The sequence below is a fragment of the Sorangiineae bacterium MSr11367 genome (assembly GCA_037157805.1).
Lineage (GTDB): Bacteria > Myxococcota_A > Polyangia > Polyangiales > Polyangiaceae > Pendulispora > Pendulispora rubella.
Map to the genome: position 1 here is coordinate 6,675,529 of CP089983.1, position 16,994 is coordinate 6,692,522.

Annotated in this window: 13 protein-coding genes; 7 read left to right on the plus strand and 6 right to left on the minus strand. The window is 65.3% G+C overall.

All coding sequences use genetic code 11. The annotated features are described in order from the left end of the window. Positions 1 to 45 precede the first annotated feature (45 nt). Positions 46 to 1,152 carry a tetratricopeptide repeat protein gene (locus LVJ94_25650; protein WXB10599.1) on the minus strand — a complete coding sequence of 369 codons (1,107 nt, stop codon included), beginning with the start codon at positions 1,150 to 1,152 and terminating at the stop codon, positions 46 to 48. 119 nt (positions 1,153 to 1,271) lie between these two features. Continuing rightward, the gene (locus LVJ94_25655; GenBank protein ID WXB10600.1) at positions 1,272 to 2,471 is read right to left on the minus strand and encodes an AraC family transcriptional regulator; all 1,200 of its coding nucleotides are present in this window, start codon (positions 2,469 to 2,471) and stop codon (positions 1,272 to 1,274) included. A 203-nt stretch (positions 2,472 to 2,674) separates the two neighbouring features. On the opposite strand from LVJ94_25655, the gene LVJ94_25660 reads away from it, so the two are divergent. Beyond that, the gene (locus LVJ94_25660; protein ID WXB10601.1) at positions 2,675 to 4,132 is read left to right on the plus strand and encodes a YdiU family protein; all 1,458 of its coding nucleotides are present in this window, start codon (positions 2,675 to 2,677) and stop codon (positions 4,130 to 4,132) included. On the opposite strand, the gene LVJ94_25665 is transcribed toward LVJ94_25660, so the two are convergent. Further along, positions 4,110 to 5,135: an AI-2E family transporter gene (locus tag LVJ94_25665; GenBank protein ID WXB10602.1), complete on the minus strand. Its 1,026-nt coding sequence runs from the start codon at positions 5,133 to 5,135 to the stop codon at positions 4,110 to 4,112. The two genes, LVJ94_25660 and LVJ94_25665, sit on opposite strands and share 23 nt — an antisense overlap. A gap of 68 nt (positions 5,136 to 5,203) precedes the next feature. Here LVJ94_25665 and LVJ94_25670 point away from each other — a divergent pair, with 68 nt between their 5' ends. The 5 genes from LVJ94_25670 (at position 5,204) to LVJ94_25690 (ending at position 11,865) form a co-directional block, all read left to right on the plus strand. Continuing rightward, complete coding sequence (locus tag LVJ94_25670) at positions 5,204 to 6,049, plus strand: class I SAM-dependent methyltransferase (GenBank protein ID WXB10603.1); 846 nt, start codon at positions 5,204 to 5,206, stop codon at positions 6,047 to 6,049. A gap of 331 nt (positions 6,050 to 6,380) precedes the next feature. Continuing rightward, on the plus strand, positions 6,381 to 8,030 hold the full coding sequence (locus LVJ94_25675) for a hypothetical protein (protein WXB10604.1): 1,650 nt from the start codon (positions 6,381 to 6,383) through the stop codon (positions 8,028 to 8,030). A gap of 75 nt (positions 8,031 to 8,105) precedes the next feature. Further along, complete coding sequence (locus LVJ94_25680) at positions 8,106 to 9,926, plus strand: hypothetical protein (protein ID WXB10605.1); 1,821 nt, start codon at positions 8,106 to 8,108, stop codon at positions 9,924 to 9,926. After that, positions 9,926 to 11,308: a hypothetical protein gene (locus tag LVJ94_25685; GenBank protein ID WXB10606.1), complete on the plus strand. Its 1,383-nt coding sequence runs from the start codon at positions 9,926 to 9,928 to the stop codon at positions 11,306 to 11,308. Before LVJ94_25680 ends, LVJ94_25685 begins: the two co-directional genes overlap by 1 nt. Before the next feature lie 20 nt (positions 11,309 to 11,328). Next, complete coding sequence (locus LVJ94_25690) at positions 11,329 to 11,865, plus strand: hypothetical protein (protein ID WXB10607.1); 537 nt, start codon at positions 11,329 to 11,331, stop codon at positions 11,863 to 11,865. On the opposite strand, the gene LVJ94_25695 is transcribed toward LVJ94_25690, so the two are convergent. After that, positions 11,862 to 13,211 carry a hypothetical protein gene (locus LVJ94_25695; GenBank protein WXB10608.1) on the minus strand — a complete coding sequence of 450 codons (1,350 nt, stop codon included), beginning with the start codon at positions 13,209 to 13,211 and terminating at the stop codon, positions 11,862 to 11,864. The genes LVJ94_25690 and LVJ94_25695 overlap by 4 nt on opposite strands. Positions 13,212 to 13,237: 26 nt before the next feature. Here LVJ94_25695 and LVJ94_25700 point away from each other — a divergent pair, with 26 nt between their 5' ends. After that, a complete protein-coding gene (locus LVJ94_25700) occupies positions 13,238 to 14,761 on the plus strand; it encodes a hypothetical protein (protein ID WXB10609.1) in 1,524 nt (507 codons plus the stop codon). Between the two features lie 234 nt (positions 14,762 to 14,995). Here the strand turns inward: LVJ94_25700 and LVJ94_25705 are convergent, their stop codons facing one another. Both LVJ94_25705 and LVJ94_25710 read right to left on the minus strand, forming a co-directional pair. After that, on the minus strand, positions 14,996 to 16,135 hold the full coding sequence (locus LVJ94_25705) for a metallophosphoesterase (GenBank protein ID WXB10610.1): 1,140 nt from the start codon (positions 16,133 to 16,135) through the stop codon (positions 14,996 to 14,998). A gap of 108 nt (positions 16,136 to 16,243) precedes the next feature. Further along, positions 16,244 to 16,990, minus strand: coding sequence for a YkgJ family cysteine cluster protein (locus tag LVJ94_25710; GenBank protein WXB10611.1), 747 nt, complete (start codon positions 16,988 to 16,990; stop codon positions 16,244 to 16,246). Between the last annotated feature and the right edge of the window lie 4 nt (positions 16,991 to 16,994).

Below are 16,994 nucleotides of genomic sequence, written 5' to 3' on the forward strand. Positions count from 1 at the left end.
ACGCCAAGAAATCTCCCGATCTCCCGGTAATGCTTTTTCGGGCCGTTACATATCGCCGCGGAGTTCGGGGAACTTGCTCATGAGCTCCTTCAGTCGGTGATCGTTCGGGGCCATTTTGTGCGCGCGTGCAAAGGCCTCGCGACCTTCTTCGCGGTGTCCGGCGGAGAGGTGGGCGCGCACCAGCCATGCGACGATGAGGACACTGTTGCGGTCTGCGGCGAGGGCGCGTTCGAAGTGTTCGGCGGCGAGTGAATACTCCGTGCGCTGATAGAGCTGGAGCCCGCGTGCGAACACGAAAAGTGGATCCGTGGAGGCAATGGCCTGCGCGCGCGCCTCGAAGCGCTGCGCGAGATCGAACTTCTTCGCGCCGTACGCGGCCTGAATGGCATTCGTGTAGAACGGCTTGTAATTCGGAAAGATCGTCATCGCGTGCTTCGCCACGTCGAGCGCTTCGCCGAAATGCTTTTGCCGCAGATGGGCCACGATCAAATTGTTGTGCAGCTCCGCCAGATTGGGGCGCTTCTCGACGAGGAAGCCGAGCATCTTCTCCGCGTCGCGCGGACGCCCTTCGTTCATCGTGTAAGCGGCCACGTTGTTGAAGTAGAGCGAGATGGCCGCAGCATCGTCGATGCGGTGATAGGCGGCGAGGTGCCAATCGTCGTAGGCATTGGCAAAGTCCACGACGATGTCGTCCGGATTGTTCCCGTAGCCCACGGCGATGTGCGACGACGCATAGAGCGAGTCGCCTGCCTCGTAGTACGAGAGCACCTCGCTCGCGTGCACGAAGTGCGTCTCCAGCCCCAGGTGACGCGACAGCGCGACGAACAGCATCGCGTACGTCATGCAGTCACCCCGGTGCTCGCGGTACGCGCGCTTGACCGGAAGCGAAACGCCCTGCACCTGCTCGAAGCCGACGTTGCGATCGTTGAGGTGGCGGATCAACTTGTGAAGGCGCTCGCGCGGCTCACCGCGCCGGCCGATGGCCACCTCGACGTCTTGCTGCATGTCGGGACTGAGCTCCATCGGGTTCTCGAAGGCCAATCCATTGGCCCGAGCCTCCGCGACCAACTCCCCCGCCGTGGTGCCGGGCGGTGCGGCCTTCGGCGATTGACATCCGAAGGCCGCGACCGACAACGCGAGCCACGCCGACAACAGGAGCCCTATCGACCTTGCCCTTGGCGGAACGACACCTGGCATGGAACACCCCACTCAAACATGGAGTGTACCACGAATCGAGGCGGCGCCCGCTTGGCAGCTTCGCCGTGCCTGCCTTAGCTGGCGAGCTTGCGGCGGTAGGCGCGGGGGGTGACGCCGTGCCACTTCATGAATGCGCGCTCGAACCCGCGCTCGTTCGCGTAACCGAGACGCAGCGCCACTTCGTAGATGCTCAGCGACGCATCGTGCAGATAGCGCTCTGCCAGCTCGCACCGTATGCCTTCGAGCACGCCATAAAACGACATGTGCGCTTCACAAAGGCGACGCTGCAAGGTGCGCGAGCTGATTCGCAAGCGACGCGCGACCTCGGTCACGGTCGGCGGCACGCTTTCGTGCAGGCAGCTGCGGATCTGTCGTTCGAGCCCGGGAACCGCGCGCTCGGCCGCCGGCTCCGGCGGGAGCAACGAGGTGGCGTATTCGTCGAGCCATAGAAGAAGACGCTCGTCGCTCGACGGGATCGTCAAAGAAAGCACGCTCGCATCGAAGGCGATGCGATTGTGCGGAGCGTCAAAGCGAAGTTGCTCCGTACCGAAGAAGCGCGCAAGCTCGGACACATCCGCCGGAGCCGGGTGTGCGAACTCGACGGACGCGGCGTGGAACTGTTGCTGCGTAAGCTCCCGAAGGAAGCGGTGGAACGAGGCGAGCACGAACTCGTTGCCCTGCCGCCCCATGCACGAGGGTTCCTCGGCAATGCGGTAGGTGAGCAAAACCTCGCCGCAGCGCGTTTCGATGTCGAGCTTCGCGAGCTCGGACACCAATCGCCAATAGCGCTGGGTGCGTTCGAGCGCGGCGTCGATGTTTCGCACGTGGCGAACGACGAACTCCAAAATACCGAAGCTGCCGCGAGGCGCTTCTTGGGCAGCGTGCAGACCGATGAACTCGTCCTGCAGCAACGCGGCCAACTGTTCGCTCGCATCGCGGTATGCGGACAGGGGCAACGTGATGGCCTTCACGAGATCGCCCGTCGCTTCCGGAATGGCAAGACGACGCCGCAACTCTTCGACGGCGCCCTCCGCACCCTCGGGAGGCCTCGTCTCGGCTCTTTGCGCAAAGGCAAGCAATATGGGTAGGGACTGCGAGCGAATTAGCGCGCCCGCCGCGTTTACCGCAGAGTCCGGAATAGGCTCGGCCCCTTCGGGTATGGGTAAGGCAACGACCTCGGAGACTTCGAGATCGCGGCCGTCCACGAAAGGAACCACGTTCACCACGCTGGACTCGCCCGCGGGTACTTTTTGCATCACATCCAAGAAAGCCATCGCCATCTTCGAACGACTCCTTCGAAGGTCCTATACGAGGGCAGAATCGATTCGATTAAGTCGCGCCTCGCAAAAGTGCCTTGGACGAGTTGAAAAACGGGAACGGCCCTGGCATACACTTTTCCCGCACGCAGATTCGTGGGACTTCACCGCGCCGGGCATGTTCGTGGGGGGGCTCCGCGGGCCCCACCCCCTCGAGAGAGATGATGACTTCTTCGTACATCGCTGCACCGGTTTTCGCCGAATTGGGCGATGGTTTTTACGATCCCGTCACGCCGGCCCGCTTTCCGGTGCACCACCTTCGCTTTCGCAATCAGCGGTGGGCGGAGCGGCTCGGGCTCGGAGAGCTCGACGACGCCGCTTGGGAAACGCACTTTGCCCGATTCGAGCCCTTGCCCGGCAATCTGAAGGCACCGTTGGCCCTTCGGTATCACGGCCATCAATTCGGGATTTACAACCCGGCGCTGGGCGACGGACGCGGCTTTCTTTTCGCGCAGTTGCGTGAGTCGTCCGAGGCAGGCGGCCGTCTTCTGGATTTGGGAACCAAGGGCAGTGGCACCACGCCCTGGTCACGCGGCGGCGACGGGAAGCTCACCTTGAAGGGCGGCGTGCGCGAGGTGCTCGCCACGGAAATGCTCGAGGCCGCGGGGGTGTACACCTCGAAGTCGTTCAGCCTGTTCGAGACGGGCGAGATGCTTTTTCGGGGCGACGAGCCCTCCCCCACGCGTTCGTCGGTGCTGGTGCGTCTGAGCCACTCGCACGTGCGCTTCGGCAGCTTTCAGCGGCATGCGCATGCACGCGACGTGGAGCGGCTTCGTCGGTTGTTCGATTTTTCGATCGAGCACTATGTGCCGGAGTTGCATGGGGCAAAGGACGTGACGGGCCTCGAGGAGCGGGTCGTCGCCTTCGTGAAGATCGTGGGCGAGCGAAGTGCGAGGCTCGCGGCCCGTTGGATGGCCACGGGCTTCGTTCACGGGGTGCTCAACACGGACAACATGTCCATCACCGGCGAGAGCTTCGACTACGGCCCCTACCGGTTCTTGCCGCGGTACGATCCGGACTTCGTGGCCGCGTACTTCGATGAGGGCGGCCGGTACGCGTTCGGGCGGCAGCCCACCGTGGTGCTCTGGAACGTGGCACGGCTCGCCGATGCCCTGCGGCCTCTCGCGCCGGATGCGGATTTCCATCCGGCGATGCTCGCCTTCGAGGATGCCTTTCACACCGCGATGCGGGCGGGCCTTCTCGCGCGGCTCGGGGTCGTCTCGCGCGAGGTCGACGAGGATGCGCGCCTCGTCGATGGCATCTACGGATTCCTCGACGCGGACGCGGGCCATCCGCGGAGCGTGGGCTACGACGCCTTCTTCTTCGATTGGTACGGAGGCATCCCGCGCGCGGCACGCACCATGGCCTCGGCCCGAGCCGATCGCTACCAAGGCCCCGCGTTCGACGCCTTCCACAGCGCCCTCGCCGGCTATGCCGCGGTGAGGCCCGACGCGCTCGGCGACGCGTACTTCGAGCGCGAAGATCCGTGCACCTTGCTCATCGACGAGATCGAGGACATCTGGAGCGCCATCGACACGCGCGACGATTGGGGGCCTTTCGAGGCGAAAATCGCGGACATTCGCGCGATGGGCGCGGTCATGCGTCTTCGCGCAGAATGACCAAGGCCTCCTTGGCCAAACGAACGACGAGCGGTCCCAGAATGACGCCCCACCCGCCGAACGCCGCGAGGCCGCCGAAGATGGACAGCAAGAGCGCGAACGTGGAGAGATCGAGCTCGCCGTAGCGCGCGAAGACCGGGCGGAGCAGGTTGTCGATCGATCCGACCACGACCACGCCCACCACCGTCATGATGATGGCCGGCCCGGTTCGTCCGCTCAACGCGAGGCCCAAGGCCACCGGCGCCCACACGAGCGCGGTGCCCACCGACGGGAGCAGCGAGGCCACGCACGTCAAAAGGCCCAGCACCAGCGCACGTGGGATCCCCAAGGCGAAGTACGTGATGGTGGCGACCAGACCTTGCGAGAGCCCGGCGAGCCCCACACCGACGAACAATCCGCGCCCCGTCTCGTTGAACGCTCCCGCCAACCGCTGCGTATGCTCGCGCTTCAACGGCGCATGCGCCTCGAACCACGCGTAGAGATCGGGCCCGTCGGTCAAGAAGGTGTACGTGGCGTAGAAGAAGAGGAACAGGAGCAGCAGCGCATTGGCGAGCGCGCCCGCGAGATTTCCCGCGATGCGTGCGGCCGCGGCACCGTGCTCGCGCACGAGATCGATGGCCCCTTGGAGCGATTTGACCTGGGCGAGCAGCTCGCCCGGCCCCCGAGCGCGGCCCTCGGCATCGCCTCCGCCGTCCGACACCAACGAGCGGAGTGCGGTTTGCGCGCCCTCGGACTGTGAGAGCCTTCCCACGAGCGACACGGCATCGTGCGCGAGCGGAACGACGGCAAAGACCACCGGAAGAAACAGCGCGAGCACCAGAAGAACCGTGAGCGCCGCCGCCGCACGCCTTCGTCCACGGGTGACCTTCGCCACGCGGGCCAAAAGCGGACGCGCCATGGTCGCCACCCAGAGCGCGAGCAAGAGTGCCGGCCACAGCGGATAGAACGCCCATGCCGCGCCCGCCACCAGCAGAAGAGTCAGCCACCTCAGGGCGCCAGGCATAGCCCAACGTTAACAGAGTTGTCCTCAAGGCTGCCTGATTTCGGTCGGCTCACGCCACTCATGCCGTCATGGAAGACAACCGCCCGAGCACCACGGCCATGCGTGTGGCCTTTGGACGAGCCGCCCATCGCCTTCTCGATGTGCCGCTGGTGTTCGACGATCCGCTGGCCCTGCGCATCCTCGGGCCCGACGTGGAGGAGACCATCGCCAATGACGTCGCGACGTTCCAGTCGCCGCCGTTGCGTGCGCTACGTGCTTTTCTCGTGGCGCGGAGTCGCTATTCCGAGGACGCTGCCGAGGCAACGTTCGCGCGCGGCGTTCGTCAATGCGTGGTGCTCGGTGCGGGGCTCGACACCTTCGCCTACCGCCATGAGCATTCGTCGGTGTTCATTTTCGAGGTGGATCACCCGGCGACGCAGAGCTGGAAACGCGATCGCCTGGCCGACGCAGGCATCGAGGTGCCGCCGCACGTGATTTTCGCGCCCGTCGATTTCGAAAGGCAGACGCTCGCCGAAGGCTTGCGCGCCGCGGGTTTCGACTCCGAGGCCCCCGCGTTCTTCTCGTGGCTGGGCGTCACGCCGTACCTCACGCGAAGCGCGGTGATATCGACGTTGCAATTCATTCGCAATAGGCCGCGAGGATCGGAGATCGTCTTCGACTTCGCGCCGCTTCCGGAGTTGCTCACCGGCGAAGGGAAGCAGTGGTTCGAGACCTTTTCCGCGCGCGTGGCGGCCATGGGAGAACCCTGGGTGACGTTCTTCGAACCAAGCGACCTGGCCAACGAGCTTTGCGAAATGGGATTCGCAGATGCAACGCCGTTCGCACCCGATGACATCAATGCGCTCTATTTCGATGGTCGAAAAGACAACTTGCGAACGGGAGCATTGGGGCACTTGATGCACGCGCGCGTGTGATTCGAACAGCCAAGTGCCAATTGCACGGCCCACGGTCCGAACCGGTCGCAGACTGAGGAATCTTTGGAGATGAGGCCTACGAGGCCGCCAGGCCTCGTGAACCGATTCATGTCCGGACGGCATCATTGTGGTCGAAAGTGGGCCTTGTGTGTTGACGATGCGTTGATCGCGCACTACTTGAGGGCGCACTTTACCGGCGACGCAATTTTTTTTTGCGGCAGGCCATGAGGGGTAGCGTCATTCAGTGGAGCGTTGGCGGGTCATTCCGCCGAGCGCGGAGGTGTTTTCCATCGTGCGATCGAAGCGTTCTCTTCCAAATGGAAGTCTTGTCTTGGTGCTTGTCGGCGCGGCCATTGCGGCGCCGTTCGTGGGCTGTTCGGGTGCGGACGGCGAGCACGAACATACGGAGACCGTTACGGGGGTTGGGAATCAGTTGGGGCTGCGCGTCACCTACGACGCGAATGCACACCGCGTGGACGCCCGCACGAACCGCCCGCTAGAGGAAGGCGAGCAGGTCTACGTCCGCGCCCGACGCGGCTCGCTGTCGGTGCAATCCGAGCGCGATCTGTCCTGCAGCGAGCTCGCCGAATCGGGTTCCCTGGCGGGGCCCGGTATCAACATCCCGACGGGCGTACGCTTCGAGGGACCTGCCGTCGATGCGTCGCTTTTGGAACTTCGCAAACGATTCGGCTCGGACGCGTGGCAGCGCGGTGAAATCGGCGCAGACGATGTCGCGCTGGGCACCGACGCCGTCGTCGAGGCGTGTGTGGTGAAGGACGGACAGGTCCAGGCCAAGGTGCAGACGAGCCTCGCCTATGCGGCCGACATCGCACAGAGCGAGTCACGGGTGGGGCGTTCGGTGGTCCTCGCGGCCGCCGAGGAGCCCATCCAGAGCGTCGAGAAGTATGCCGAGTTCTGCGTGCAGGAGATGGGCGAGATTCCCTTCTTCAAGAAAATCGCGAATGGCAAATACGAGACGTTCGACTGCCGCGACTTCATGGGATCGAACGGCACGGGCTCACCGGTGAAGATTGCTGGCGTGGAGGGCGCGCTCATTCCGCTCACCGTCGACGACGCGCCCAAGGACAAGTGCGACACGACCAAGCCGGGCGGCGGAGGATTCGACAATTACAATTGCGTGAACAAGTGCGACAAAGCGCAATACCTGTCGGAAGGCTGCGAGCCCGGACCGACGGTGACCACGGCGAAGAACGACAAGGGCACGCACTGGGTGCTTCTCTGCCGCGCCGGGGAAGATCCTTCGCGCGTCGGCATGACCAAGTCGAAGAAGTTCAACGACATGGCGATGATCGGGCACAACCCGAAGACCGGGAAGACGTGCTTCTTCCAGAACCAAATCGCGCGCAAAACCGACGGCGCCCACATTGCGCACCCGGGCGACCTGACGAAGGCGAAGAACACCTGGGAGCCTTCGCCGGAAGGCTACTGCATGACCAGCTGCCACTCGGCCGACGCCTTCGTGCATAGCCCGTGGATCGACGGGGCGCTGCGCAAGGACGGACGGAGCATCGTTCCCAAGATGGGCGAGCACCCGGACTTCCCGATCAGCTGGCTCGATGCGCCGTATTACGTCCTCAACATGGATGCGCAGGGCTGGGAGATCGGCCAGCAGCTGGTCAGCGAAGAAGCGTCGGCCTGCACCACGTGCCACCGCATCGCGGGGCCGCAGGGCGGCCGCGGCATGATGACCCAGTTCACGCCGTGGGGAACGGCCGTGGGCTTGGGGGAGGCGGGCAATTCCTTCTTCGCCAAGATGACCGATTCGTACAAGGCGAGCTTCGAGAAGACGCACACCATGCCGACGCGCGTCGACGGCTTGAACTTCGAGTCGTGGAAGACGTCGAAGTGGAAGAAGGCCGCAGACCACATCATTGCCTGCGGCAACAACCCGAATGCGGCGGGATGCGTCTTCGCCGACGTTCCGCGCGGCCCGCAAAATCCGCCGCGCCCCACCCTTTGATTTTTCGATCGCGAGAACGAAACGATGCGACTTCATTCGATTTCAGCCTTTCGGCTTTTTGCACCCGTAATACTCGTGATGCCCTTCGCGTGCTCCTCGCAGGCGGAGGACCAGGGCGAGCAGTTCGGTGAGACGTCGGCCGCCGTCCAAAGCGACAGCGACCTCGCGCTTTCTTCGTTGCGCATTCTGGGCGCCAAGGTCGATGGGCGCATGGACCAGTGCCAGCGCTGCCACGATATCAACCGCGCCTCCGTGCGGAAGTGGGCGAACGACTACGCGACGACCATGACGTCGTTGCGCGACGCCAACACACCGGCCACGCAGCGCGTGAACCGGCTTCGCCAGAATCCGGCGGACGAGGCATCGGGCTTTTCGCCGGCACAGATTGGCTTTTTGGCGGCGGGCTCGCACTTCGGCGTGGGCCCCAACGTGAATCCCACCCGGCACCCGAAGACCCTTGAGCAGGGCAAGCTCCTCGGCGGGTTGTTCCGCAGCGAGGACGAATACGCGGCATTCCGCGCCGGCGTGCTCATGCCTGTCGATCCGGCGTTCGAACGCCTCACGGCGACGGAATACGAGACGCTGATGACCTGGGCGGGCAAAGGGCTGCCCAAGTTGGACGAATTGTTGCCTGAGCAACCGCGTCCGACGACGTGCACGGACGACTTCACCGGGCTGACCGCGCATGCGCGCAAGATGCGCACCAAGGGCTGGGCAGCGGTGAACCGTGAGCGGCGCGTGAAGATGTTCGCGTGCGACGACAATGCCGCACCGGCGCAGTGCTTCACGCAGCAGCGCAACGGAAAGGACATTTTCCCCAAGGCGGACAGCACGACGTTTGCGAAGTCGTGGGCGCCGGAGGGAACGACCGTGCGCGTGCTGCGCGAGCTCGGGTACAAGAGCTTCTACTGGACGCGCGGCTCGGCCGACGGGCGCTTCGTGGCCAGCGGCGTGTCGGGACGGAGCGAAGGCGGCGCGGTGGTGACGGATCTCGCGGCGGCGTTGAATGCGGCAGCTCCGCAGACGCGCGATATCTGGGCGAAGGCGAGCTACGATCCGAGCTTCTACCCGGACAACAGCGGCTTCATGTTCCAGGGTGCCGGCGCGGTGTACTGCGCACAAAGCTTGCTCACCAAGGCGGCGACGGCGCAAATCACCTTCAACGAGCCGGAGTGCTCGCGGCTGGGAACGACGGGTCTCTATCAGACCATCGGCCAGCCGATGGGCGACAATGCCTTTCCCGATCGGTTCATCGTGACCAGCAAATGGGTTGGCGATGACGGCGGACGGCGCTTCCTGGAAACGGATCCCGTGCCGGTGGCGGGACCGGACGCCGGCGCAACGATTCAGGTCTCGCGCGCCGACGACAATGGCACCTACGCGATCACGCAGCGGACGACGCTGACGACGCCGTTCGAAGGGGACACGATGATGTCGCCCTCGACGGCGCTGCTCGCGAACCGCGTGGCCGGCGAGGTGAATGGGCAGGGCGTGCAACTCGGATATGCCATCCGCGAGGTGACCACGTCGACCGCGGGCAGCGAATACCGATTTGCGCTGCGCGAGCTGGGCCATGTGTGCATGGACGGCAACAAGGCGAATTTCTCCTACGACGAGCGGTTCTTGGTGACGTACCACTACCTGACGCGCAAGGACTTCCCGAGCGACGCAGCGTGGGCGCCGTACAAGGACAAGGGCGGGAGTGACATTTACGTCGTCGACTTCGTCACCGGTGAAAAGGTGGCGGTGACGCACATGGGGCCGGGGCAGTTTGCGCTGTTCCCGCACTTCCGCTCCGACGGGTGGCTGTATTTCGAGGTGCGCGACGCGGTGGCGAAGAAGGAATACGTCGCAGCGACGGACGCGGCCCTCGTGCGGTTGGCGCAGGGGAACTGATGGTACGGCGTTTCGCGGTCACTCCCGGTCTGGTGTCGGCGCTGCTCGCGGCGGCTTTGGTGGCGTGCAGCTCGGGGGGTGAGACTCGGGAAGGGACTGGCCGCGATTCGCAAGAGATCCGGCCCATGGAGCGGAAGATCGTGGGGCTGGGTGCCCCGTACGAGGCCGATCGTGGGCTGGCTGGACGAACCTCCGAACTCGCGGCGTCGCAAAAGGCGCGCCGCGAGGCGGCTTGGCAGGCCGTGGCGCGGGTGCTGCGGCCGGTGGCGATTGCCGAGAAGCTGGAGAAGCTCGATGGCGGCGCCGCCGCGCAGCTGCCGGCGTTTCGCACGTGGTACGGCAAGGATGATTTCACGCGCGCCTTCGATGGTGCGTTGAAGGCGATGTCGCCCGAAGACAAGGCGGCGCGCCGCCCGCTGCGGGATGACGAGGTGACCGCGGCCCTCACGGCCAATGCGGCGTCGCGCGGCGAGGCATCGGACGACGATTATGCGGAGCGACTGCGGCTGCTGATCGATGCGCCGGCGGTCGATGGTCTCGGTGCGAACCAGCGGGTGACGTACAGCCCGGGCACGGTGACGCACCTGATGAAGAACTATGCGCACACGCAAGGGTGCCTGTCGGCGCGCACGGACGATCCCGCCCCATCGCCGACGAGCTTTGCGCCGTGTTTGGGCGAGGAATTTCCCGTCGATGCCGCTGTGGTGAAGACGTCGTGGAACCGCGCGGACTTCAACGGAAAGCTGCGCACGCACGATACGTCGGCGGAGACGCTGGCCAAGCGGCGAAGCGGTGAACTCGACGATGGTGGCTGGGGCAATGGGCAGGGCGAAGCCTCGCCGGGGACCTCGGACGTTTACACGATTCGATTGAGCGACGGCGCGAGCTTCCGGCTGACGGGGATGCACCTGATGACCAAGGAGCTGCGCGAGTGGCTATGGATCACGGTGTGGTGGTCGGCCGAGCCGAATACGGATTTCGGTGCGGACCGCCCCGAGTCGATCACGAAGCTGGGTGGCCCGTGGTCGCACTACAAGATGTGCGTGGTCACGTCGTACGAAGAGCACGACATGGATCCGCGCGGTGGCTTCGAGGGCTCCTTGGGCGATGCCTTGGCCGCGGCGCACGGCGGCAAGGGTGCACCAACCTGGTGCAGCAATCCGTACATCGAGAAGGGCGCGCACAATGCGCAGACGAACTGCGTGGGATGCCACCAACACGCGGGGACGGAGCAGCGCAGTGAGACGATCTTGGCGGACGAGACCAAGTTTCCGCTGAGCGGGCGCACGAAGCTGCGTCAGAGCTTCCTCACGGACTATTTGTGGTCGGTGGGGCCATCCCCCGAACACTTGTCCCACGTGATCGAGCAGCAGTTGCAGTAGCATCCGTGCACATGCACGGTGTGTTGACGACGTTTGGTCTCGCGATTGCGATTGCCCGCTACGACGGACAACCGGTTCGGGACGATGCCTGGGTGTTCGCCCAGATCGAAGAGGCCAATCGCCTTTTCGCGGCAGCGGAGGTCGACTTTCGCTGGACGGCCGAGGGCATGCTTTCCGAGCGGTACGCGGAAATGCACTCGCGCGAGGACCGCGATGCGCTCGCCGCGCAGGTGATGGGCCGGGGAACGATTCCGATCTTCATCGTGAAGTCGCTGGAGGACGTGGACGAGCCGGGGCGGCCCCGCATGGGCGTGTGCTGGAAGAAGAGTTACCTCATCGTGGCCGCCCACGCGAAGCCGACGGTGCTGGCCCACGAGCTGGGCCACTTCTTTGGAAATCCGCACAGCCAGGTGGACGATAATTTGATGAGCTATTCGCGCACCGGCGGCGCGGTTTTCCTGGATGGCGTGCAATTGGGAAGGATACGAAGCGGCGCAAAACGCTTTTTCGAATCCGGTTTTCTGGCGGATGTCGGCGCGGCGCGGCTGTTTCCCTAGAACGAGATGTCGCCGGTGGCGGAGTAGCGCCAGGTGCGTGGTTCGCCGGACTCGGGGTCTTCGATGAATTCCGTCAGGCCTTCGTGGCGAATGTCGTCGTAGCCTTTGTAGAAGGAAGCTTCGACGAGTGCGGCGGCGGCCGAAAGAGGGGTGCGGCCCGGGATCCAGTCTTTGAGGGACGCGGGAAGCTGGGGGAGCTGGATCTCCGGGGTTGCCGGAGGCGCGAGGATGGTCCACAGATGCTCACGGGCGTCGTGCCATGCGAGGCGAACGATGGCCGCATCGGCCTGGGAGGCATCGCCGGCAACGCGGTAGCGAACGGTGGGGCGTGCGACGTCGGCCCCTGCCTCGACGGTCGCCAAGGAGATGCGTGGGAGCAGGGCTTCGCGCAAATCGATGCGGGTCGTATCCGAGAGGGCCTTGTCGCTTCGGGCAAGCATGGCCTTGTCCGGGGAGGCGCCGTACGAGAATTCGAGCCGGTAAACGGTGTCGCCCTCGAGGGCCTTGGGGATCAAGAAGCGCAGCGGCGTGGGGCCGGCCATGGAGGCGCTCTGCCGCGGGCGCTCGAAGCGATCGCGCTCGTTGGCCAGAACGGAGACCTGGCCTTCGACGGCGGTGAGCCCCTCGGTCGGCGCCGACAGTGCGAGGGTGAACTCGCGAAAGGTGCGGCTCCAGGCGGGCAGCCGCACGTCGACGTCCCGGCGCGCGGCGTTCGTCGAAAGGTTGGCCCAGTCGAAGGCGTAGGCGGCGGGTGCGCCTTTTTCGTCGAGCGCCTCCCCGAGCACGCGGAATTTCTTTTCGTCGACGAGAAAGCGTTTTGCCACCGGCAGGGGCAGCGGATCGGCCACACGCGGTACCTCCGTGGCCCCGACGCCGAGGCTCACGGTGTAGCGCGCCGCCTTCGGGTACGCTCCGGGGAGCTTGACCCGCGCCGTACTCACGACGCGCGCCGCCCCGCCCTCGTCCTCCGTTTCACCGATGACGATGTCGTCGCCGGGCTGCACACCGGTCACGGTGATCAATTGATAAACGCTATTTCCATAGGCCACGGTGACCATGCCCCCCGCGGGCGCATCCGCGGAGGCTTTCCCATCGTCGCCGGACGTTGCCTCGGCAACGACGGCGCCCGCCCCGTCCTGAAAAACGATGTGCCTCCCCGCCAGCGGCGCCCCGTCATCGAAAACGGCGACGTTCACCTTACCCATTGGCCCAGCGTACGCCGGACGAGCATCGAGCACGTTCGCGCCCTCCCCCGGACGAGGAGGTTTGACGTGGGGGGGCGCCAACACGAAAGCCATCCCCACGGCCAACGCCGCTCCACCCAACACCAACGGCCACAGTCTCATCGGCTCTCCATGTTAGCGTGCCCCCAATGGGGCGATGGCTTCTCGTGATCGCATGTGCACTCTGCACGCATCTCGGCGCGCTCGGTGCGGGGTTTCTCTGGCTCGACCACGCCCACATCGAAGAGGGCCTGGCCATTTTCCCGCCTTCGCATTGGCACGAAGCGTTCACGCAAGGCTTTGCCGGCACCGGCTTTTACCGCCCGCTGATGGCCCTCTCCCTTTCCATCGATGCGCTCGCGGGAACTCCCCTCGCCTTCCACGCCACCAGCCTCGCCTGGCACGCTGCGGCCTCGGCGATGGTCGTCGCCGCGGCAGACGCGCTCGGTCTTTCGCGCAGGGCGGCCACCCTCGCGGGGATCCTCTTCGCCGTGCACCCGTTGGCGGATCTGCCGGCCAACGCCATCGCCTTCCGCTCCGAGGCGATGGTCGTCGTGGCCTTGCTCGCGCTCGTCGTCTTTCACGTGCGCGAGCGCCCCATCGCGGCGGCGGCCGCCCTGCTCGCGGGCGCGCTGACCAAAGAGGTGGCGCTCGTTCTGGCGCCGCTGTTTCTCGTCGCATTGGGGGGGCTCCCCAAACGCCGCCGAACCTGGCTCGCCGAAGGCGGCGCGCTGGTCGCCGCCCTCGCGTTGCGCCTGGCGTTCGCGCCCTCGTGGCGTGCATCGCACGAGGCGATGTCCGTGTCCGAGGCCATCGGCACGCGCCTCGCATCGCTGGCCAAGGGCGCGGGGGCCGTGCTCTTTCCGCTGGATCGGCACGTGTGCGACGCCTTCCGCATCACGCCGGTGTGGCACCCCATGTCGCTGCTCGGGTTGGCCATCGCGGTGGCCCTCGCGCGCCTCGCCGTTCGCCGTCGTGGACCGGCGCTCTTGCTCGCCCTCGCGCTGCTGCCGTCGCTGCAGCTGGTTCCCATCATGCGCTGGTGGTCGCCGCACTATTTCTACGTCCCCCTCACCTTCGCCGCGATGCTCGCCGCCGAAGCCCTGGACCGCCTCCCGCGCAGGGCCTCCGTCGCCGCGGGCGCACTGGCCGCCGCCTTCGCCGCCCTCTCGCTCGTCGACGCGCGCCGGTTTCACGACGACGAATCCCTCTGGAGGCCCGAAGTCGCCGCACAACCCGCGTGTCGCGAAGGCCAATTTTACCTCGCGGACGCCGACCGCCAGGCCCATCGCTTCGCCGCCGCCGCCAAGAAGTACGAGGCGGCCCTCGCACCTTGGCCCGGAGTGCTGGCCTTCGTCGATCGCACCGCCGCCCTGGAAAACATGGGCACCACGTACATTGCCCTGCGCCGTTTCGCCGACGCGAAGACCGCATTCCGCACCGCCCTCACGGGAACGAACGATCCGCGCCGACGCCGCGAGCTCACCCACGATCTCGCCGGCGCCACGCTCGAAGGAGGCGATCCGGCCGAAGCCGAGCGCCTCCTGGCGCCGGAGACCACACGCCCCGACGCCTTTCCCGAATCGCTCACCCTGCGCGCCCGCGCCCTTCACGACCTCGGCCGCAACGACGAAGCACGCGAACTCCTGGCGCGCCTTCCGCGCGCTCATTAACGCAACGCTCGAAAGGTCATCCCTATCGGAAAGGACACTGCGGTCGAGCAGCGGCAGCGAGACCAGCCCGGCGGGCCCGGCGCCCTTGTCCGCTTCTCGCGCAAAGATCGCCAGACGTGGTGGCGATCCTCGCTTTTTGAACCGAACATCGCGCCGGTCCCGCCGGTTCGTCCCGCTGCCGCAGTTCTCGCACAGCGATGATTCGAGAACCGGTACGTTCAATTGAACGTTACCTTAGGGAGCGCGGGTGATGGTGAAGCTCGTCTTGCCGCTCGAGGCGGGCGGGTCGATGATGACGTTGTCGACGGTCTTGAAGTAGCCGCGAGCCTTGCGGGGATCGCCATCGACGTGGAACGTGATGAAGAGGGCGCCGAAGCTGCTCGCGTAGGTCGAGCCCCAATAGGGTTTGCTCGCCACCGTCGTGTTGAGCGGACGCATGTCGTGCCCGCCAAGGCTGCTGTCGAAGAAGAAGTGCTTGCCCGGCGCCACGCAAAGGTCGAACGCGCTGTTGCACGACGAATCGATGGTTTGGCTCTGATCGTTCGTCACGGTCTTGCTGCGCGAGTACGTGTGCGAGTGTCCCTGCGCAACGATGGCACCTTGGGCGCGGCAGTTCTCGTAGATGGTCCAGCCCATCTCGTCGCTCTTCGGGCCGACGTTGGTGGCGCGCTGGTTCTTGTGCCAGCTACAGATCTTCCAAATGTGCGCGTCGTTCGCGAGGCGGTCCTTGACGTAGGTCGCGCGGCTGGGGCTCGTCTCCGAGTCCGAGACCATCACGATTTTGAGGCCCTTGTAGACGACGGAGTAGTTCTTCTTCGTGGGGTCGTTGTTTTCCGAGGGGATGTTCCACGTGGCCATGCGGCTCTTCAGCCCCGAGCCGATTTGGCTCCAGCCGCTGTCGTGGTTTCCCTTCGAGACGAAGTAGGGAATCTTGGTTTGCGCGGTGTTGATCTCCGCATCGATGGCGGAAAACCATTCCGGCGGCGCCTCGCCGTCGTAGGTGAGGTCGCCCTGTACGACCACGAGCTGCGCCGCCTCGCGCTTCACGAGCTGCAGGACGGTGCGAAAATCTTCGCCCGATGCCGTATCGCCAATGAAGGCGACCTTGAAGTTGGCATCCGTCGGGATGTCCGCCGCCGCCACGCTCGGCGCCTCGTCGGCGGCTTCGTTCGTGTCGGCCGCGGGCTCGGGCCCCTCGGACGGAGGCTCGTACACGCCCGGCGAGGCCGCGCCTTCGCCCCCCGCGTTGTTCGCGGAGTGATCTTCACCGCCGCACGCGGAGATGGCCGACGCCGAGCACACGGCCGCCGCCAAAAGCCCCAACCCCGCGCGCTCCCACGTGCCCCAACCACCAGCGGAAAGTCGTTCGCTCATGACCGGTAGTCATAAGCCATTTTCCGTGACGAGAGCATGGCAGTCTCAGTAACTTTGAACGCCGCTGCGCGTCGTAAATCACGCGACGACGTAGGCGTGAAAAACGTTCTACCGACTGGTGCGACGTTTTTGCTTCGCGACCGTTCGCGACTTCGTGGCACGCGTCTTCGCCGGGGCTTTGGCTTTTCGCGTTTTTGCAGGGCTCGCGGACGACGCAGCGGCGCTCTTGGAGTCGGCGCTCTTCGTTGTCGCCGGCACGCGGCGTTTATTGCTCGGCTCCGAATCGGTCAGGCCTAGAAAAGTGAAGAACTCACGGGCGGTCTGCGCGGCGCGCCCCTCGCGGCGGCGACGACGCTGCACGCGGTTCCACTCGGCGACCTTCGTGTTGTAGTCCTCGTGCTGCTTCCAATACCGCTGCTGCAGATCGTAGAGCGGCTCGGTGTCGACGTTGCCGTCCATCTCGTACGGGCACTCGGTGGCTTGCACCAAGGTGAGACGCCGAAGCTTCTTCTTCTTGTTGAACTCCGGATCGAGCGGATAGATGCGGCAGCCCAACGGGCGGCTCGTGTAGATGGTGCAGCGATTGTCGTCGCCCAGGTAGATGCAGCGCCCCTGCTCGTGCCGAAGCACCAGGACGCGCTTGCCTTGGCGAAGCATCGCAAACGCCTCGGGCTCGTCATCCATGTGGATGGCGTGCTTGTCGACCACCTGCGCAATATGGCTCGGTGAGTCGCCCGTGCGCTCGATGATGCGAGAGATGTCATCCTGCGTGAGGGGCAGGAGCGGGTCTTTGCAGCAATTGCCGCACCCCGTACAACGGAAATTCAGGTAACGGGCACCAGGGAAGTTTTTCATGCGG